Genomic DNA, 18,780 nt, shown 5'->3' on the forward strand with positions numbered 1-18,780 from the left:
ATACTTTACGCCTACAAAAAAAGGACCTGGCGGGATGCGTCAACGTATGACCGCAAATCCTGCACATGTCCTTCTTCAATTAAACCCAAACACTAGATTAAAGAGATAGCAAGCAGTTCAAACAACACAAGCGGTAAAATCACATTATTATTGTATGGGGGACCTGGATAAGGTCCTGGATATGGGCCAGGTCCCGGGCCCGGATGAGGATGATAAGGCTGATGAGGGTTGTAAAACCCTCGGGGCATTTGCCCATTAGCTGCAACGTTCAGATACAAGTGTTTATTATCTACTCCGGCTATAACGCCTTCATGTACAAAGCCATCTATTGTCTGTACGTTCACCTTATGGTTAAGGTATGGCTTGCAAGATTGATGTAGGGAATCGCGGACACCGTGCAGGTGCCGGATCACAGCAGGATCAGCCTGATAAATCACATTCTGTTGCTGCCCAGTGTTAAATGTCGACATGGATGTTCTGACCTCCGTAAATGGATTTGCTCCATTCTATGCAGAAGCCTAGATTACGGTGCCTATTAAATGGGCTATTCTTAGAATGGCAGAGCGACCTTCTCAACCTTAACATTTACAGAAACTAGAGACAGTCCCATCATATTTTCAACAGCATTTCTTACATTTTGCTGCAGTATATAGCAGACCTCTTGAATCACACATCCGTAATTAACTATGACCTGAAGATCGATGGCAACATCCACTTCTTTTACTTCAACGGACATTCCTTTTTTTACATTTTTACCGCTTAGACGTTTAGCCCAGTTGTCCGAGATACTGCTTCCTGACATGCCGGCAATACCCGGTGTGTCCAGAACCACTTGCCCGACGATCGAAGTCACCACATCATCTGAAATATGAATTAGTCCTTGCTCCGTTCCTTCATTCATAGAAATCCCTCCATAATGTTTTATTAACTTAAGAGATATCAGGACTCTCCTCTACCTCTATCTCTACCCGGCGTTGCTTGACAAACAAATAATAGGCCTTGGTCAAGACGATTTTAACAATCATATACAGCGGAATAATCAGCAATATCGCAATGATCCCGCCTAAATCACCGCCAACTAATACCAGGATAATCGTTGTCAGTGGATGAATATCGAGCTTTTTCCCAAAGATGTAGGGAGCGATTAAATTATCCTGTATCTGCTGCGCTACCAGAACAATGATGATGGACCAGACGGCGATAGACGGCGATTGAATGAATCCGATGATGAAAATAGGGATACTAGACAGTATCGCACCAATAAAAGGCACGAAGTTCATCACAACTGCGATTACAGTCAACAGCAATGCATATTGCAGGCCGATAATAAGGAAACCAATATACATCAGAACGCCTAAGGCTAAATTAACAAGCACCCGGCCCACGATAAAGCCACTAAGCGCACTGTCGATTTCAGTCATCATTGTAGTTCCTTCTTCACGATACTTCTTTGGAAAGAAACTTACAATCTTACGTCCGAATTTCCCACCTTCCTTAAGCATGTAGAATAACATAATCGGAAAGGTGAATAAAATGATCGCGAAATTCGAAACAAAAGAGAACAATCCTGATACGTAATTCGTTAACAGCGTAAACCCTTTATTCAAATAATCCGTCAATGTGGAGGCTGGATTCGCATCAGCAGGGATCAACGCAGACAGAAATTCATTATCTTCTAGTTTCAATAGCTGTTGATTCAAGGAGGCAATGAGATTCGGCATATTATCGACGAAATTAACTAATTGTGTGCGAAGTGAAGGCCAAACGCCGATAATAAAAGCAAACAGAAGCACTAAAATAACTACATATACGATGATAATCGCCAAAGAACGATTCAGCTTATATTTCTCCAAGGTATCGATCAGTGGCCGCAGCAAGTAATAAAAGAAACCCGCCAGCATTAAAGGCACTATAATGACACTGAACAAAGACAGGATCGGTGTGAATAAAAAATCTACGCGTGAGCCTAAAAATACAATGCCTAACACTAAAAGAATCGCTAGACAAACTTTGATGAAATTGTTCAGTTTAGCCATACTTTCTCTCCCGTCTTCTGATTTGGATGTCTTCCAGCTCGTTATTTCGGAATCCGGATGGTGAATACCGTAGGTTCCTTCTTTCGGCGACTGAGATGAAGCGTACCCCCCATTTTCTCTGTATTTTTCATAGCTATCGAGAGACCTAGCCCTGTCCCTCCCGAAGCTGTCCGCGCTTTATCTCCCCGAACAAACGGATCAAACATTGTGGACCACAGCTCTTCTGGAATACCCACTCCAGTATCAGCGATTTCAATCGTGACTTCTTTCTCCAAAGGAATCACCTCCACACGCAAATGTGTACCTGGAGGATTATAGATCAGTGCATTGGAGATCAAATTATGAACCACACTCGAGAGCAGCTCCGCATCAAAGTTCAAGAACACATCCTCTTCGGGAACATTTAGATGCAAAACAAAGTTCTTTTGTTCAATCTCTCCGTAGGTATCTGCAATGATTTCACGAATAAATTCGCCCAGTTCTTGATGTTCCATTCGTAGCAAGAAATCCGGTGAATCTATTTTTAACAGCTCCAGCATGTTCTGAATCAGCTTAGTAACCTGTGAGGATTTATTATAAATATAGCTTAAATATCTTTTTTGGCGTTCTTCATCCTCGCCTCTACCCTCTACAAGCGCCTGGGCAAAGCCCTGTATACTCGTTATCGGCGTCTTCAGATCATGAGATAGATCAACCATCATCCGTTTCTTACTTTCCTCTGCCTGGCGTTTTTCTTTGGTCGTCTTTTCAATTACGTCTGCCATATAATTAAAAGTCTCTCCAATTTGCGAAAATTCCTTCTCTGCATATAAAGCGATTCGAGTATCATAATTCCCCTGAATCATCTGCTTCAATCCAAGCGTGATGATACGCAGTGGTTTCCTGATTCGCCGCGCTACCCAATAGCTGTACACGATAATTAGCAAAAGAATCATTCCCACACCCAAAAAGACGTAGTATGAAAGCGAATGATTAAAGTAGGCCACGAAGGAATCACTATTAATGGTGATGGTGATAGCTTCCCGCGGCAGCTTCAAGAGCAGCCACTCCGATTCGCTCTGAGCATTTAGCGTGGTCAACGAGTAAAAGTAAGCTTGATCTTCTCCATTTTCCAAACTTTTTAAAAGCTGGTTACTGGTATATTGGGTTACACCGTCTTTTTTTTCTCCAATAACCTTGGTGACCTTCATGTCTTGATCCAAGACCTCGATCCATCCCCCGCTCCGCAGAAGACGTTTGGTTTCTATCCCATGCTCCAGATTATCTCGATAAGCACTAGCCTCCACCTTCAAATCAGGATCAGCGATTTTATTTTTTTCAAAAATATGGGTCACATCAAGATTAATAAACAAATAATATACAATCACGAGAAAAAACAAAATACAGATAAACAACAAAAAATCCAGCGTCAGCGATGATTGTAAAGGTCGTTGATCTCTATTGCTCCATAGGCGCTTCAATTTTGTATCCCAGCCCTCTAATAGTCTTTAAATATACTGGCTTTTTGGAATCTTCCTCAATTTTTTCCCGGATATTGCTGATATGTACCATGATACTATTATCTTCGTACACATAGAAATCTTCCCACACGGCCTCATATATTTTTTTGCGTGTAAAGACTCGTCCAGGCTGCTTCATCATTAGTTCCAAAATTTTGTACTCGGTAGAAGTAAGCACCACAGGTTCACCTGAACGATAGAGCAGACACTGGCTTTGATCCAGCATTAATTCACCTAATACAATCTGTTCAGCTTCTTTTTCCTCAACAACTTGCGCATCGAAATGATGTACACGCCGCAGCAGTGCTCCAACACGGGCTACTATCTCTAATGGATTAAACGGTTTGGAAATATAATCGTCGGCTCCTAGTTCAAGACCCAGAATCTTGTCATGATGTTCGCTTTTGGCGGATAAAAATAACACTGGAAAATGATGAACCTCGCGGATCTTTTTCAATAATTGCAATCCATCCAGACCCGGCATCATAATATCCAGAATTGCCAAATCAACTTTATGGTTCTGTACCTGCGTTAAGGCTTCAGTACCACTGTTCGCTTCCAAAATGTTGTACTCTTTCTCTAAATATAATCTTAGCAATTCCACAATTTCTGCTTCATCATCAGCGATCAATATTGTATACATGATAATCCCCCCATCTAACTATATTCTGTGATTATTAACAGAGCCTAAACACAATCTAAAGAATAGCTAAATTATCACATAGTAATAAAATAAAAATCGCACACGGGAAACCGTCCCATGTACGATCGTAATTTGTCTGGATTGTGAGGATCACTACTTTAAAAAGCTACGCCAATTCCGCCTTCCCCAGCATAGGTTCCCATCACCGGCCCCATGCTTGAGAGTAAGACTTCTTTGAAGGGATGCTTTAGTAAAATGCGTTCTTTAATCTCGAGTGCCAGCTTCTCACAATTACTGTGTACAATAGCGATAACCGCTTTCTCGTAATCATGCTGCTTCTCATCCAAATGCGCTAGCAGACGATTCAGTGCTTTTGGAAGACCCCGGGTCTTCTCCACTACTTCGACAGTGCCTTCTTCGCTGATTTTGAGCAGCAACTTTATATTGAGTACAGACGCTACGGCTCCCGAGAGCCGACTTAGACGTCCGCCTTTCATTACATTCTCCAGAGTGTCCAGCGTAAAATAAGCGTTAACTTCCTCTATCTGCTGAAGTACCTTTTCCTTGAGCTCTTGCAAGCTTGAACAAGTTAAAGACCACTGCGCCGCCAGTCCTACAATCAATGACAGCCCGCCTGAGAAGTTTTTGGAATCTATAACCTCTATTGCATTGGTATGTCCTTCATCCTTATACATTTCCATAGCAATCATAGCCGTCTGATAAGTGCTACTAATATTAGAGGACATACAAATGACCATAATGTCAGTTCCCTCCTCCACTTGCTTGAACTTCTCAAGGAATTCGTTGGGACTTGGACTAGCTGTGGTAGGCAGCTCCTTGGATTCGCGCATTTGAGCATAAAAGCTTTTCGTGTCCGTATCTGCCGGCATTAACTCATGCCCAAAATGAACCGGTAGGTGGATCACGGAAACATTATACTTCTCCATGTAGTCAAGGGGTAGGTCTGAACCGCTGTCTGTTATGATCTTGATTGCCATAATATAAGTACTCTCCTTTCAATATCAGTACTATTATAGCCACCATAAAATGAAATCTCCAGTAACCTTTATAACTTGAAAAATTCTTCGATCTGTGCTATGTCTTTCTTCCTTAACTTGTCCTTATATGATATGGTTTATGAATAAGCGTATAGAAATGGAGTGTATGTATGAGTAAGGGTAGAGTATGGAACAGAGGCAAACATGATGGTACAGGACTATCGAGGAAAAAAACTGTAGATCAAGAGGGTGCAGATTCTACTGAAACTGAATCTACAGAACCTTCGAATGAACCTTCCAATTCAAGAATTGATACCGTAAAACCGATGAATCGCACGAATTGGGTGACCAGACCCACCCGAGTCATCAATAAAGATTCGAAAGACAAACGATAATTCATACATTCTAAGATTTGAGGACCCAGATGACGTTATTGGCAAATTTCCAGCCTTTTGAGCAGAGTTTCGGACTCCAGAGCCGTTATTCCGTAGAATGAGGTTCATATATGGTGTTTTTAGTGCCATTAGTGGCTATACGGTCCGTTAGCATCCCAAATGCGGAATAAAACTGCGTTTAAGGTCATCTGTGTCCGATAGTTATCTTTGTACATGCAAAAGTAATGAAATCCAGCGAACAACAAAAAGGGTTGTCCCAGTAGCCATTTCATCATTTCATGGCTTATGAACTGCACCCCGTCAAGTAGACAGCAAAAAAAATAAAAGTAGTTTAAGCGGCCTTAGTCCTAAATTCAATGGGACTGAGGCCGTTTAGTTTTGCCTGTAACCGTTCGTTATTGTAAAAATGAATGTAGGTATCAATATCTGTTTGGAGTTCTTCAAAGGTCTGGTAGGAATGTAAGTAGTACTTCTCACATTTCAATGTTCCCCAGAAGGATTCCATCGGCGAATTGTCAATGCAGCAGCCTACTCGGGACATGCTTTGCTTCAGTTCTGCATCGTCCAGCATCTTTTTAAAATGCAGAGAGGTATACTGAAAACCACGGTCGCTATGGAGTAAGGTTCGGCTCTCCGGTGCTGCCTTCAAAGCTAATTCCAGTGTGTTAAAAACTAGCGAATTATTATTGGAATGACCCAGAACGTAAGCAACAATCGACTTGTCATACAGATCTTTTATTGCACTTAAATACGCCTTCTTGCCGTTTCCGTATTTGAATTCCGTTACATCCGTTACCCATTTTTGGTTTGGAGCTTCAGCCTCAAAATTACGGTTCAGCACATTCTCTGCAACCTGCTGAGGCGTGGAGCCTACATACTTCTTTCTCTTTCTGCGGATGACTGACTGGATGCCTTGGCATTTCATCAGCCGGTACACTCGCTTTGCGTTAATAGATTTATCCATTTGTCTGCGCAAATGCAGGGTCAATTGGCGATACCCAAAGGTTCGCTCCACCTTCTCATACAAGAGGAGCATAGCCTCTGTCAGTTTCTCGTTGTCAGCCTCTCGAGAACTGGGTTTGCGATTCAACCATTTGTAATAACTTGACCGTGAAATCCCTGCGATGTCACACAAAAGCCGAATGGAGCAAGATTGTTCCTGCTGAACGGCCTGAATGGCCAGGTAAATGTTCACCTGGCGAATGGTCCTTAACGTCTCCTCCTTTCGAGCTCCTCTAACTTTTTTAGAAAAGCATTCTCCGCACGCAGGCGTGCATTCTCGTATTCCAGTTTTTGCATCGCGAGTTTGTGGCGATCTGCTTCCGTAAGTTCTTCAGGCGCTTTAGTGCGTCCTCTACCGTCTCGTAACGCCTCTTCACCACCAGCTTCGTACTTCTTTACCCAGCTATATACTTGTTGGTAAGACACGTGAAAATGGCTTGCCGTCTTCGCATAGTCTTCTCTGTTCGAAAGGCAGTACAGCACGATATTTATCCGTTCCTGCCAAGTGGTTACGCGTCCTTTGGTCATAGCTTTAGTTCCTCCTGAATGAGCTGTTAAGCTGTTGCTATGACCATTATACTTCCTAATCCAGTTGGCAAGTTGGGTTGAACTTGCAATCTTATACTTGCAGATGATTTGGTTTTGCGACAATCCTCCCTCGAGATAGTCCTTAACGGCATGGAGTTTAAGTTCTGCAGAATATGTACGATTGTAGCTTCGGACTTCCAGCCCTTCGTATCCATACAATTGATAACGTTGCCGCCACTTCACTAATGAGTTTTTGGATATTCCATACTTCCGGGCCGCAGTTTTCAAACCAATGTCGCCCCGTTCAATTTCTTGGAGAATCGTTAACTTTTCCAGTGCTGTAAACTTCTTTTGTTCCATAAAAATGCTCCCCATACAGCGACAGGTTTTTATTATTTCACCTGTCTACTATATGGGGAGCATATCATTATGGAACAACCCTCTTCTATTTTCTACGCCATATATCCTAACTCCGCTTCATCTCTGGAGGGGGCTTCGCCAATTAACTGCTTCAATAGTTTTTTCATCATTACCGAAGCCTTTACTTTGGTATGAAGACACGGAGAAACCTCTATTTCATAGTTCCCTTGTTTGATAGCTTCCTTCAATTCTTCCACAGTTGAGCAGGAGTCTTGCAGACGATTCACAACACTGCCATACTGCAAACACTGATGACTGTCACTGCCAGCAATCACAGGCACACCCAGCTTCTCAGCAAAGGGCGTGATCAGGTTCTTATAAGTCTCCACCCCCTGCATGTAAATATCCTTAGCGTTGAAATCAAAAGCATCTAATCGCTGAAGCAATGCCGGATCCAGTTGATGTAAAGGCGTAGAAGTTCGGAAGGGGTGGGCTCCGATTTTCCAAAGATTATGTTCATCGGCCATATCAAGCAACTGCTTAAACGGTATGAAATTCCCCTCCTGCGTATGCTCATCTAGTAAAGCGCGGACAGCTAGAACATTCTCCTTCAGTCCGATCAACAGGATATGACCTGTCTCCGCGATATCCACTTCCATGCCTGGAAACAGTTTAAGTCCGTTCACATCGTAATAATGCCCGTTATAGGGATAAGTCTGATCCAGCGCATCATACATCGCAAAGAAATTAGAAGTATTAAAATGCTCGGTCAATGCTACAGCCTGTAATCCATTTGCCTTGGCTTCGAACATCATCTCCGCAAAATATTCGGGGGAAAACGTAGATTTTTTAGATAATTTACCATGGGTATGCAGATCAATATTCATCATGTCTAATTCGTCTCCTTTGAGCTTGTAAGTTATGTTAATAAACCAGTTCAGGGTAGAGATAACCAATACAGAATATCAAGATGACATAAGCAGTGGATCCGGATAAAAAGTACCAGTCGGACCGCTTCATTTTCAAATAAGATAACTTGATCTTCTTCACTTTCTTATTATTAAGCCCGTAGCTAAATCCCCGAGTCTCAAGTGCTTCAATCGTAGTTCGAGAACGTTTAGCTGTGTTCAACATGAGCGGGTAAAATGCCAGAATGACGATTCGCAAATAATACGTTATTGTTCGCCAATAGAAAATTCCATGTTGAAGCGGTCGTTGCCCTCTCAATCTAAAGGAAAGTAGGATCTGATGGAATTCCTCTAGTAAAGTAGGCAAAATACGATAGCCATAAGATAAGCTGAATGCAAAGGTATCAGGGATTCCTAAAGACAGTAAGCCGTCACTAAGTCGTTCCGGATCAAGACTAGAGAAAACCGTAATACTCGCCAGCGAAATCACCGAAAGCTTAAGCGTCAGTGTCAGCATAGGCAGCAAGGATTCAATCCCCCCGCCGAAAAAGAGCGACAATATAAACATCCAGCCAATCTGGCTGATTAAGCCGAGACATAATATAAAAATAATATAGGGGCTGACCCGGGAGAGGACGGTTGTTAAAACCATAAGCACGAACATCCCTAACAGGATTGTCCGGTTATGTACAAACCAAGGCACGATGGCAAAAAAGAGATACCAGAGCAGCAGGGTTCGCGGGTCCAGCCTGCCCAGAAAAGTGCTGCTGCTGTTATATGCGGTCCCGAGTAACTCCAATTTGATTTGTTCTACAGATATACGGTCAAGTGCCCGTTTAACGGCTTCCATGGATTGCAGCTACCTCCTTCTTTTCCACTAAACTCACAAACTCTTCTAAGCTACTGCAAATTCTTGGGAGACCGAGCATACGACTTAGCTCCATCAATTGAGTCTGGGCCAGACCCGCACGCCGTAAAAGAAGGCCGTCAGCGAAAATTTCATCCTTCGTCCCATCCGCAATTATCCGCCCTTGATGCATTACAATTATTCTGCTGGCCCATTCAGAGACAAGCTGCATATCATGAGTTGCGATGACGACCGTCTTCACATGATTACGAAGCGTCTCCAGCACATGTACCATTTCTTGTTTGGTCGAAATGTCCAGATTAGCTGTCGGTTCATCAAGCAACATGATAGCAGGCCTAACCGCGGCACCAATCGCCAAGGATACCCGGCGCTGCTGCCCTCCACTTAGCAGTCGGGCATCCCGTTCAGCCAGCTCGCTTAAGCGAAATGCCTTTAGCATCTCATCCACTCTTCCATCCGTATCTGGTAGTTTCCGCGCCTTCAGATAATAAGCAATTTCCTTACGCACAGAATCCTCGATAAACATTTCCTCCGGATTCTGGAATACGTAAGCTACCGTACCGGAGAGACGTTCAGGCGGCAGCCCGTTCACCGTCATATCTTTAACCTTTACGGTTCCAGCTGTAGGTCTGACAATACCAGCAATCAGCTTCATTAATGAAGATTTACCTGCTCCGTTGTTGCCAATAAGAGCAATGGACTCTCCCTGCCCCAGTTCTAGCTGAATTCCATTCAGTACAGGATGCAGCACCTTATGAATCGTACGGTAAGAGAGGTGAACATTCTCCAGCTGAACGATAGAATTTTCTTCTTTTGCAGCTATGGGGAGCTGCTCTTGCATACGTCCGATTGGAAGTGTCTCCTTGGCATCCTGACGAAGCGTCATGCGGGTACTGCCTTCCTCAGCATTTAAGGGAAGCAGCTTTGACTTCTGATCATCAGGCTGTAGCAGCCAAGCCGCCCGGGTCACATCCGGTGGGTATATGCCCAGCTCTAGCAATTCTTGTACAGATGACAAAGCTTCACGCACAGGCTTCTGCCAGCGCATTTCCCCCTGATCCATCAGGACAACATTTTTGCAATAATCCGCAATAAATTCCGCATGATGCTCAATCACTACAATGGTCTTTCCATGCTCCTCATTCAAACGCTGCAAAATATCATAGATATGACGGGCATGCTGCGGATCCAGCTGGGCTACGGGTTCGTCGATCACCAGAATTTCCGGATCCATAGCTAGGGCTCCAGCCAGAGCGAGCAGATGTTTTTGCCCACCACTTAACTGCCAAATAAATTCATGCCTCAAGTCACTAAGTCCGGTTAACGCCAGCGCACGCTCTCCCCGTTCCTTGTAATCCGTAAACCCATAATTTAGAGGTGTAAAAGACACATCATCAAGCACAGTCGGTCGTACCAATTGATTCTCGAAATCCTGATAAACATAACCGATACGTTTGGACAGCTCTGCTACACTTTTTCCATCCGCAGATTGGCCGCAAACTGTCACCTCTCCACTGAAATCACCAGTGTAATAATGAGGAATTAAGCCGTTAAAGCATTTGCAGAGAGTAGATTTCCCGGAGCCATTACTGCCGATGATCGCAATAAAATCTCCTTCTCCCAGTCGTAAGTCTACGTCTTGCAGTACTGGTTGTTCAGCTCCCGGATACGTAAAGTTAATTTTGTTCAATTCAAGAATTGTATTACGCATCTGCTTGACCCGCTTCCTGTCTTTTTCGTGCCGAACGCCGAAGCAGTGCAATAATCGCCGTTGCCGCTACTACAGCCGCCACCAACATACTGAGCCAAATCAAGGTCTTTTCATTCGATTCCGCCCCTGCAAGCTCAAAATCACCGAAGTTCCAGCCCGATTCCGATAACAATTCCGAACCCACTGCTACCATCACTAGAAAGGTTCCGGCAATGACCAGCTTAGGAGATAGCCACGCTCCTGTTGCATATTTCATATTCCGCTCACGTGGCTTCATGCCGAGCAAAGGTTCAATTTTTCCATATAAACGCGGAACCAGATACATGGTAGGAATCAGCGCGAACAAAATGCCGGAGAAAAGGACATCATTCAGGAACCCTACTCCCTCAATTACAACGATACTTTCTGCCAGCCCTTTAACAGCCTCTAGCTCTTCTACCCCTACCCATACCTTCACAATATCTATAACGGAGCTAAAAAACTGGTGAATCGCCACGCCGGTAATCGCAGCCACTCCAACTTGTCTTCGATTTTTCGGATCAGACACCATGCGGCCTGCGGTATACATCGCCAGTGAGAAGGTAATGAATTTCTCTAGCTCCCCTAAACCTCCAAATTGGCCTAACATCAATTCCCCGAAGATTACCTCACCAACAGCTGCTCCGACCGCCGCATATAAGGGGTGAAACAACATACATAATGTCAAAGGAATGAAGGCGAAATATTCAATGGATAATTCAATCGGGCCCAGTTTGATCCCAGGCACTAGCTCGGTAAACATATTGGACAACCCGTAAAGCGACATCGACAGTACAAAAATCATCATTTTTTGTGACTGAGTCAGTGTGTAACGCGTTTTTATCGTGCTCATGAAATATTTGGCCTCCCAATAAGAATTTATCTTCATTATAAGAAGGCCATGTCATCACAGCTTTTTTCATTTGTTAAATGAGAGTAATATTTTTTTCAATATTTTTAACGTTGTAAAAATATTTACAACATATTCACACGTTATATTCTATCTATCGCATCATCATAGGAGGATTGAGAGATTGTATAAAGATTGGAACCACCGCGCTTTTTCGCCTAATCAACGGATAATTGCCGACTTTATTCAAAAAAATGAGCAACGTGTGGTCTACATGACCGAACAAGAAATGGCAGACGAGCTGCATTTGAGCATCGCCTCCGTTTCACGGTTCTGGAAAGCTGCGGGATACAAACATGCCAAAGATTTTAAAAACCGGCTCCGTTTCCGCTTTGAATCCACACCTTCTGTAAAAATGCGTGATGCCATGCAGCGATCAGACGATACCTCACTCCCTCAACTGCTGCTGGACAATTGTTCACATCATTTGCAAGAAACACGCCGCTATTTAAGCGACGATGTACTAAAGCGTGCAGTAGATGCGATATCTACAGCTCGGATTATTTATGTATACAGCCCTGGACCTTGCGCCGGATTAGCAGAGCTAATGATCTATCGAATGGCGCGTTTTGGTCTTCAAATGAAAAAAATGGCCCCCAGCGGCCATGAGCTGCTAGAGACCTTAATGCATGCTGACAAACAAGATGTCTTGCTTGTCTTTGGATTTGTGCAAATACTGCCTGAGATTGAAGTCATACTGAACCATGCACGTGAAGCAAATTACCAGGTCATCCTGATCACAGATAGACTTGTCTACCCGCGATCCCAAGATGCAGATATCGTGCTTTATGCGGGGAGAGGTGAGGTTTGGGAGTTCCATTCCATGGTTGGCCCCACCTATATTATTGAGAATCTGATCCTTGGAGTGGGATTAGCGAACAGGGACAGTAGTCTAAGCAAGCTGGATAAATTGCAGCAATTGCGCGCGCAGTATGGGGGGAAGCTCCCACGGAGTTAGGTTTAGATTTGACTGCAAGGATAAGGGGAATTTAATTCATTCCTAAAGCTTCTTTAATTTGTGGGATAGATAAACCGTTTGCTTTCATTTCTTTGATCCAAAGAATGCGCGCGACGGTTTCTTCTCTTTTATATCTGCGTGTTAAATTCTCCTCTGCCTGTTCAAAGGGCAGCATGCCTTCTTCTGTATAATGTTTGAGTGTACTATAACGAGTATTTGTGATTCTTACTAATTCCCCTATCGATACATATTCTGACGCCATAATATTCTCCATGGATCGTTGTCTAGACATTGATAACCAACTCCTTTACAGCGGGCGCTTCGGAATAAGACGCACACCTTGAATTGGCACTTTCATCATTACAAAATGTGGGATCGCATCGTAGAGCAAATTATCAATTTTAAGAGTCGCAATCGATCCTCTCTCCAGCACCTTAACTTCATGTCCATAGGACATTAATCTTGTAATAACTGCGTCTAACCTTTGATTAGAATTATCAAACCAGGACTCTGTTTCTATAAAGACAGCTCGTGATCGCTCTAGGGCAGGGAAGATAAGATTGAGACTACTGCCGATAAAGGTCTTCGCAAACTTTGTCTTCAATGCTAAAAAACGTTTGATACCTAACTCAACTCCCTGGCGAATTTGTATAGGAAACAGCGCCTTTGCCCATAAGTTACTTTGGTATAGATCATGTAATTTGATATTCACCTCTTCTAATTCGTTCAGCGAGAAGAAATCATGCATACATCCACATTCACGAAGTAGCCATAGCATACAAATGACCTCATCTGTTACTGGGCCCTCTTCCAAAATCTCTGCCCGCATATTCTCTGTAATGCTTGTGTACGCCTCCATATTACTGCGATAGGCTCTAATTTCAACTTCAGCAGAATCAAAATACATATCGCTTCCTATCAGGCTTGGTATATCTTCAAGCAAATTCATTGCTTGAAGATAATCTGAAATCGCGGTTTCGAACTTTTTTAATTGATGGTTAGACTTCCTCGAAGCCTTCTTTAACCACCAATTTAGGTCACCCGTTACCTCTGCACTATTATGAAGTAAGGGTTGTAGAACAGTTTCTCTATAGAGTGTTGAATGAGATTGATCAAGTGCTTCCTTGTGCAAAGTTAACTTGTTCTCAGATTGTGTAAAACATCCCTCTAAGTAAAGCTCCAATATAACCGCTGCTGCCATGCAGCGCAAAGACACTTTCTTAACAGTAGTCATCTGAAGACTTCTCTGTGCATTAAGCGCGATCAATGAAAAACTTGGTGCTAATTTAAGATCCATCATAACCATCCACCCCTATCCATTAATTCGTATTTACAGGATGATATTTATTCCGTATGGTGAGCGTTTGATTAACTTACTACTTACTACTTACTACTTACTACTTATCACTTACAATACACCATCTTTACAATAATTGTCAATGATCTGGAATAACGTAAAGAAGGCCCTGCCCTTAATGGTCAAGCCCCGATTTTACAGGCACCAAAAAAAAGACCCTAGGCTATAAGCTGCTTCCGGTAATCAACCAGGGTATCTTAGAAACAGGAGGATCAGTTCTAACGGGAATTTATGCAGCCAATGAAGCAATTGGAGCATCCGGCTGGTCACAAAAAAGAAGTCGCCTTGTAAAGCTAAATAAAGAAGGCTGGCCATGTGAGCCTGCCTTCTTTATTTACTCAGATCAATAAGTAATTTGGTTAACTCTAGATTTTCAACCTTGTCTTCTTTGACGACAAAGACAAGGGAAGGATGATAGAATCCTTCGTCAAGCTTGATAACGTTCACCCAATAGTTAACAACACCATCTACTTTCTTTTCGCTGCGGGATACCTCAGGGATAGCTGCGGGATACCTCAGGGATAGCTGCAATGATATCCTTTTCACTGCTTCTGATACCGATATTTTTATCCGTCCTAAGCGAAGAAAGAGAGTTAATCGGTATATCAACTACGCCTCCGACTGGCTTAGTTTCTCACTACGGTAAAACTGATCGTCAAATTATCTTTTTCATATAACCAGCGCATGTTAAGAGGTTCCCCCACTTCCGTCATCCGTTTCGAATGAATTCCCGCTCCGCTTTTTTCAAATGCTTTAATGAATTTTCGAAAGAATATGGAATCTTAGTCCTAAGTTTAGAGAGTTTTTCAACCTCTCCCATAGCGATAGCTTCCTTAATAGCAGGAACCAACTTCGCTTGAATAATGCCCCAACTTTCTGCCTGAAGAAGTTCGTCTATCAACATATGCGGTTTGGAATATTGTTCAATTTTTGTTCTCCTCTTCTCGATTTCTACCCTCTAATAGCTCTATCTTTATTTTTTCAAGACATAGCTTCTCCCTTAGAGTGTATAAGTTCATCCTTATGTTCTAATACTTCTATTATCATAGCAGCCCCCGTTCTGAATCCGAGAGTATAGGCGGAAGCGGATGAGATAGAGTTCTGCATGCCACTCAGATCCAAGGCTTGTTCAATCATAGTAAAGTCTTCTATAGATAACTTTGCTTTTAGGATGTCCATAAACTCTGAGATTAGCTTGGAGTTCTGTATATACTCGGGATCGCGTAAACACAAAAGTTCACTTGGACAGATTTTCCCGTAATATAAATCCTCCAAAAGACTCACCAGTCATCCCTCCCAAATCATCTCTTCAATCATCTTAGCGAATTTATCGCTAAAATCAATAGCGAATAATTCGCTAAGATATGCTTGCCTTGGAGGTGTTTAGTATGTATCAACGTATCCGAGATTTGCGTGAAGATAAAGATTTAACTCAAACCCAAATGGCAGAGTATTTGCAATGCAGCCAGAGGATTTATAGTAATTATGAACGCGGTGATGTTGATATTCCCACGGCCATTCTGATTAAGCTAGCAGATTATCATAAGACGAGTACTGACTATTTACTAAACAGAACGAACCAAAAAACTCCTTACTCTAAAAGTTAAATTTAAAGAATGAGTAGATATCGCAGTTTTCAAAGGATTTCATTCTTATGCTGATGAGCATTGTACACAGGAATCCGTGATTTACGCGAAGACAAAGATCTGACACAGCAACAAATAGAGGAGCTTTTACATATTACACAAGCCACCTACTCCCGCTATGAAAATGGAAATTTGGATGTTCCGAGCGCCGTTTTAATTACGCTAGCTAATTTCTATAAAGTAAGCATCGACTATATTTTAGGTCAGACAGATAATTCTAAATGCTATCCCAACAAAAAATAATCCGAAGCACAAACAAGCTCCTGTGATAATCACAGGAGCTGTTCACGTTTAGGCTAAAAATAGCCTGAAATTAGGGGATGCTCTTAGATACGCTCAGGCCAGCAAGGTACGGGCTACCTGATCCACAATGTAATTGATACCTGTCGGTCCGTAGCAGCCGATCCATGTAGCGGCATCTACCGGGTATATATACGGCCGCTCATCGGAATCCAACATCCCTCGGACGCTTTGCTCTGTCGCAGATACCCCCTCCTGCATCATCTCGTTACTAAGTAAAAAATAATGGCTGGCATGCACAGCCGGCAGTTTATCAACTGTAATATGATAAGCCGTGTCGGAAGTGTCTGCGACAAATAGAGGAGCTGGCAGACCAAGATCCCGGTACAGCACGGCACCTGTGCGATGGGAGGCAGTATGCACCCGTACCAGCGACTCACGCGGACGGATCAAGGCCACGCTCTGACCCGCCAGCGCCGTTGCAAGCTGCTCAGACAGCAATGCTGTTCGGCGCAGGTAATCCGCAATAATACGCTCCACCTCTGTCCGCTTGTCCGTCAATTCACCGAACAGGCCCAGAATCGTCTGCCAGCTCTCATTCCGTTGAAACATTAGGGTTGGCGCAATCCGGCTTAACCGTTCATAATGCTGAGCATGCACCTCAGTACAGACAATCAAATCCGGCCGCAGCCGTTCAACAGCTTGCAGGTCCGGGTACTCATAAGTTCCGAGCATTTCCGTTGTCTTAAGCCTTTCCCTGATATATTGGGGGAATTTTAACGCTGCACTACCCGTTCCTACACTCCCTGCCGGAGATATCCCAAGCGCAAGCAAATGGTCTGCATATTGAACGTCGAGTACGGCGATACGCCTCGGAGAAGCGGTGACGCAATATTCGCCTCGCATATGACAAATTACCGGGCCTTGCAGCGACTGGTACGATGAAGCCAGGCGATCCGGCAGCCCAGAATATGCTGAGAGAGCACCGATCCCTGAAGCAGCAGTGCGCCTGTAGATCTGCGGGGGAACTCCGTGATATTTCTTAAATGCCCTGCTAAAGTAATACATGTCGCGATAGCCCGTTTTTTCTGCGATTTCGCCGATGGGAGCATCCGTATGACGCAACATCCGCTCGGCACTCTCCATCCGCAGCTGGATTACATATTCCATCGGTCCTAGTAACTTCTCCTGTTTGAATCGCCGCTGTAACTGTCTTGTACTGCATCCGGCAAGCGCTGCCAACTCCTTAAGCTCCAGCTCCTGACGATAATGCCCCGCTATATAGGCAGCGACAACATCCACCATATCCGCCTCTGTGCCTTTCTGACCACATTCATACTCCATAATAAGCTCGTAAAGCATTCCTTGCAGTAGCGCATTCGCATGGAAACGCTCCAGCCCTTCGCCCCGGCTCCATTTGGCTTCGATTTGTTCCGCAGTCTGATGCAGTTCAGCCAGGAGCACAGGACGGTGAACAAATGAACTGCGTAATGGGTGATTGCGCTGCGGAAACAGAACATGGGCAGCCCCCAACATTGGAAAAGCCTTGTACATAATAACGGTATAATGAATGGTTTCTGATCCAGCAGTCAAAGTAAATGCTGATCCCTTGACTGCGTGACAAACGAAATAGGCCTGGATATGGCAAATTTCGCCATTCATCACAAGCCTACCTTCCCCGCCGCCTGCCAGCAGCAACACATTGGCTGTTAATCCGGTTTCGCTCATAACGCCGCCGGGTGGCAAAGTACCGCTGCGCACATCAAGCATCTTGATCGTTGTATCACTCCATAAACTTGCCTGTTCTTTCAGCGGCATTTCTCTCATCTCCTGACAATAGCATCCTCTGTTAAACGGGCGCACTCGAATAGGATTACATACTTTAGTGAAAGCGCGTCCGCAACATAAGTGAGTGCGTTGCTGTTGTCATTTTAATTGAGATTCATTCTCATTGTCAATTTTCGGACATTTCCCGCAATATTCCGCCGACATCCTGTAATAAAAACAGCAGGTGATACGTTTCTTTTTTGCAACCGGAGCTAGGTCATTGTTCTCTGTGAACCGGGTAAATGGATTGCGTCTTGCGCCGAACAATTGTCCGGGAGCTATCCGGGTCAGGAAGGCAAAATCTGCTTGTATTTGTTGCCTTTCTTGCCCTAATTCACCTGTTCCAGGAGAATACAGCGGAGCAATACGTACCATAATATTCTCCCAAAGTACTGCCATGGAGACGGGACCAATTGCAGCAAGCGTATGCAGCAGCGGCGCAAGACGTACCGCGAAAATTTCCTCTACGATCTCTTCTCGCCACGCTTCCCTGTCTTCCGGTGCCGCCGTCGCTCGAAGCCCGTTCAGCGCAAGGAAAGGAAAACGCGTATCTCCTTTAAAAGCTGGGGAAGCCGGATGATAGAGGAAGCAGTTCTCCAGCGGGATGGAGACTTCCCGGTTATGAAGGGTCATAGCGGTCAGCATCGGCGCGATCCACAGATAACCGATCCGCTTGGCCAGCATGGAAGCGGCAACCTGCATATCAGGCGCACCGATATAACCCTTAAGCCAGCTTACATACTCGCGGCATGCAGCTTCTTCGTGCAACTGGCTAAGGGCAATTGTCCGAACGTTGCCTTCAGGCGGTTCACCTACCCACAGACGGTATTCCTCCGCCATTTGCTTCCAGGTGGCAGACGACAGATAGTTGTCCAT

General features: G+C 44.0%; 21 protein-coding genes. 4 read left to right on the forward strand and 17 right to left on the reverse strand.

What is annotated here, in order from left to right; all coding sequences use genetic code 11:
• Positions 1–92: 92 nt before the first annotated feature.
• The 6 genes from NST58_RS20110 to NST58_RS20135 all read right to left on the reverse strand — a co-directional run bounded on the left by NST58_RS20110 (position 93) and on the right by NST58_RS20135 (position 5,176).
• Entirely contained in the window at positions 93–470 is a 378-nt protein-coding gene (locus NST58_RS20110) for a hypothetical protein (RefSeq protein WP_036688624.1), read from the reverse strand.
• A gap of 80 nt (positions 471–550) precedes the next feature.
• On the reverse strand, positions 551–901 hold the full coding sequence (locus NST58_RS20115; RefSeq protein ID WP_076127105.1) for an Asp23/Gls24 family envelope stress response protein: 351 nt from the start codon (positions 899–901) through the stop codon (positions 551–553).
• A 28-nt stretch (positions 902–929) separates the two neighbouring features.
• A complete protein-coding gene (locus tag NST58_RS20120) occupies positions 930–2,036 on the reverse strand; it encodes an AI-2E family transporter (RefSeq protein ID WP_076306638.1) in 1,107 nt (368 codons plus the stop codon).
• 41 nt (positions 2,037–2,077) lie between these two features.
• Complete coding sequence (locus NST58_RS20125) at positions 2,078–3,496, reverse strand: HAMP domain-containing sensor histidine kinase (RefSeq protein ID WP_339243948.1); 1,419 nt, start codon at positions 3,494–3,496, stop codon at positions 2,078–2,080.
• Complete coding sequence (locus tag NST58_RS20130; protein WP_170914177.1) at positions 3,474–4,181, reverse strand: response regulator transcription factor; 708 nt, start codon at positions 4,179–4,181, stop codon at positions 3,474–3,476. Before NST58_RS20130 ends, NST58_RS20125 begins: the two co-directional genes overlap by 23 nt.
• Before the next feature lie 155 nt (positions 4,182–4,336).
• Positions 4,337–5,176, reverse strand: a complete 840-nt coding sequence (locus NST58_RS20135; RefSeq protein WP_036688632.1) for a DegV family protein — start codon at positions 5,174–5,176, stop codon at positions 4,337–4,339.
• Positions 5,177–5,346: 170 nt separating this feature from the next.
• On the opposite strand from NST58_RS20135, the gene NST58_RS20140 reads away from it, so the two are divergent.
• Positions 5,347–5,571 (forward strand): hypothetical protein, encoded by a 225-nt coding sequence (locus tag NST58_RS20140; protein ID WP_076306639.1) that lies wholly within the window; start codon positions 5,347–5,349, stop codon positions 5,569–5,571.
• A 331-nt stretch (positions 5,572–5,902) separates the two neighbouring features.
• Here NST58_RS20140 and NST58_RS20145 read toward each other — a convergent pair.
• The 5 genes from NST58_RS20145 to NST58_RS20165 form a co-directional block, all read right to left on the reverse strand.
• A protein-coding gene (locus NST58_RS20145; protein ID WP_143762009.1) for an IS3 family transposase occupies positions 5,903–7,461 on the reverse strand; the annotation gives its coding sequence in 2 pieces (ribosomal slippage) (positions 5,903–6,828 and positions 6,828–7,461; 1,560 coding nt in all).
• A 92-nt stretch (positions 7,462–7,553) separates the two neighbouring features.
• Positions 7,554–8,351 carry a PHP domain-containing protein gene (locus tag NST58_RS20150; RefSeq protein ID WP_305953529.1) on the reverse strand — a complete coding sequence of 266 codons (798 nt, stop codon included), beginning with the start codon at positions 8,349–8,351 and terminating at the stop codon, positions 7,554–7,556.
• Positions 8,352–8,385: 34 nt separating this feature from the next.
• The gene (locus tag NST58_RS20155) at positions 8,386–9,219 is read right to left on the reverse strand and encodes an energy-coupling factor transporter transmembrane component T (RefSeq protein WP_076100351.1); all 834 of its coding nucleotides are present in this window, start codon (positions 9,217–9,219) and stop codon (positions 8,386–8,388) included.
• Positions 9,206–10,948, reverse strand: a complete 1,743-nt coding sequence (locus NST58_RS20160; protein WP_339243953.1) for an energy-coupling factor transporter ATPase — start codon at positions 10,946–10,948, stop codon at positions 9,206–9,208. The genes NST58_RS20155 and NST58_RS20160 overlap by 14 nt, the downstream gene beginning before the upstream one ends.
• Positions 10,941–11,819, reverse strand: a complete 879-nt coding sequence (locus NST58_RS20165; RefSeq protein WP_076127114.1) for a cell division protein FtsQ — start codon at positions 11,817–11,819, stop codon at positions 10,941–10,943. The genes NST58_RS20160 and NST58_RS20165 overlap by 8 nt, the downstream gene beginning before the upstream one ends.
• Before the next feature lie 181 nt (positions 11,820–12,000).
• On the opposite strand from NST58_RS20165, the gene NST58_RS20170 reads away from it, so the two are divergent.
• Entirely contained in the window at positions 12,001–12,834 is an 834-nt protein-coding gene (locus NST58_RS20170) for a MurR/RpiR family transcriptional regulator (protein ID WP_076127116.1), read from the forward strand.
• 31 nt (positions 12,835–12,865) lie between these two features.
• On the opposite strand, the gene NST58_RS20175 is transcribed toward NST58_RS20170, so the two are convergent.
• The 4 genes from NST58_RS20175 to NST58_RS20190 all read right to left on the reverse strand — a co-directional run bounded on the left by NST58_RS20175 (position 12,866) and on the right by NST58_RS20190 (position 15,475).
• Complete coding sequence (locus tag NST58_RS20175; RefSeq protein ID WP_076190848.1) at positions 12,866–13,126, reverse strand: helix-turn-helix domain-containing protein; 261 nt, start codon at positions 13,124–13,126, stop codon at positions 12,866–12,868.
• 15 nt (positions 13,127–13,141) lie between these two features.
• The gene (locus NST58_RS20180) at positions 13,142–14,134 is read right to left on the reverse strand and encodes a hypothetical protein (RefSeq protein WP_339243956.1); all 993 of its coding nucleotides are present in this window, start codon (positions 14,132–14,134) and stop codon (positions 13,142–13,144) included.
• Positions 14,135–14,521: 387 nt separating this feature from the next.
• A complete protein-coding gene (locus NST58_RS20185; protein ID WP_339243958.1) occupies positions 14,522–14,800 on the reverse strand; it encodes a hypothetical protein in 279 nt (92 codons plus the stop codon).
• 372 nt (positions 14,801–15,172) lie between these two features.
• Positions 15,173–15,475 (reverse strand): DUF6809 family protein, encoded by a 303-nt coding sequence (locus tag NST58_RS20190; RefSeq protein ID WP_076100341.1) that lies wholly within the window; start codon positions 15,473–15,475, stop codon positions 15,173–15,175.
• Between the two features lie 104 nt (positions 15,476–15,579).
• On the opposite strand from NST58_RS20190, the gene NST58_RS20195 reads away from it, so the two are divergent.
• Complete coding sequence (locus NST58_RS20195; RefSeq protein WP_076100339.1) at positions 15,580–15,798, forward strand: helix-turn-helix transcriptional regulator; 219 nt, start codon at positions 15,580–15,582, stop codon at positions 15,796–15,798.
• A 60-nt stretch (positions 15,799–15,858) separates the two neighbouring features.
• Positions 15,859–16,080: a helix-turn-helix transcriptional regulator gene (locus NST58_RS20200; RefSeq protein ID WP_076127127.1), complete on the forward strand. Its 222-nt coding sequence runs from the start codon at positions 15,859–15,861 to the stop codon at positions 16,078–16,080.
• A gap of 93 nt (positions 16,081–16,173) precedes the next feature.
• Here NST58_RS20200 and NST58_RS20205 read toward each other — a convergent pair whose 3' ends face one another.
• The gene (locus tag NST58_RS20205; protein ID WP_339243959.1) at positions 16,174–17,895 is read right to left on the reverse strand and encodes a helix-turn-helix domain-containing protein; all 1,722 of its coding nucleotides are present in this window, start codon (positions 17,893–17,895) and stop codon (positions 16,174–16,176) included.
• Between the two features lie 108 nt (positions 17,896–18,003).
• On the reverse strand, positions 18,004–18,780 hold the full coding sequence (locus tag NST58_RS20210; RefSeq protein ID WP_339243961.1) for an IucA/IucC family C-terminal-domain containing protein: 777 nt from the start codon (positions 18,778–18,780) through the stop codon (positions 18,004–18,006).

The sequence above is a fragment of the Paenibacillus sp. FSL R10-2796 genome (genome assembly GCF_037965315.1).
GTDB classification, from domain to species: domain Bacteria; phylum Bacillota; class Bacilli; order Paenibacillales; family Paenibacillaceae; genus Paenibacillus_AQ; species Paenibacillus_AQ odorifer.

Coding starts and splice junctions, on each gene's coding strand:
- NST58_RS20195 (WP_076100339.1), top strand. CDS start 15,580: ATGTATCAACGTATCCGAGATTTGCGTGAAGATAAAGATTTAACTCAA.
- NST58_RS20205 (WP_339243959.1), bottom strand. CDS start 17,895: ATGCCGCTGAAAGAACAGGCAAGTTTATGGAGTGATACAACGATCAAG.
- NST58_RS20135 (WP_036688632.1), bottom strand. CDS start 5,176: ATGGCAATCAAGATCATAACAGACAGCGGTTCAGACCTACCCCTTGAC.
- NST58_RS20165 (WP_076127114.1), bottom strand. CDS start 11,819: ATGAGCACGATAAAAACGCGTTACACACTGACTCAGTCACAAAAAATG.
- NST58_RS20120 (WP_076306638.1), bottom strand. CDS start 2,036: ATGGCTAAACTGAACAATTTCATCAAAGTTTGTCTAGCGATTCTTTTA.
- NST58_RS20115 (WP_076127105.1), bottom strand. CDS start 901: ATGAATGAAGGAACGGAGCAAGGACTAATTCATATTTCAGATGATGTG.
- NST58_RS20155 (WP_076100351.1), bottom strand. CDS start 9,219: ATGGAAGCCGTTAAACGGGCACTTGACCGTATATCTGTAGAACAAATC.
- NST58_RS20160 (WP_339243953.1), bottom strand. CDS start 10,948: ATGCGTAATACAATTCTTGAATTGAACAAAATTAACTTTACGTATCCG.
- NST58_RS20150 (WP_305953529.1), bottom strand. CDS start 8,351: ATGATGAATATTGATCTGCATACCCATGGTAAATTATCTAAAAAATCT.
- NST58_RS20140 (WP_076306639.1), top strand. CDS start 5,347: ATGAGTAAGGGTAGAGTATGGAACAGAGGCAAACATGATGGTACAGGA.
- NST58_RS20180 (WP_339243956.1), bottom strand. CDS start 14,134: ATGATGGATCTTAAATTAGCACCAAGTTTTTCATTGATCGCGCTTAAT.
- NST58_RS20110 (WP_036688624.1), bottom strand. CDS start 470: ATGTCGACATTTAACACTGGGCAGCAACAGAATGTGATTTATCAGGCT.
- NST58_RS20175 (WP_076190848.1), bottom strand. CDS start 13,126: ATGTCTAGACAACGATCCATGGAGAATATTATGGCGTCAGAATATGTA.
- NST58_RS20210 (WP_339243961.1), bottom strand. CDS start 18,780: ATGGACAACTATCTGTCGTCTGCCACCTGGAAGCAAATGGCGGAGGAA.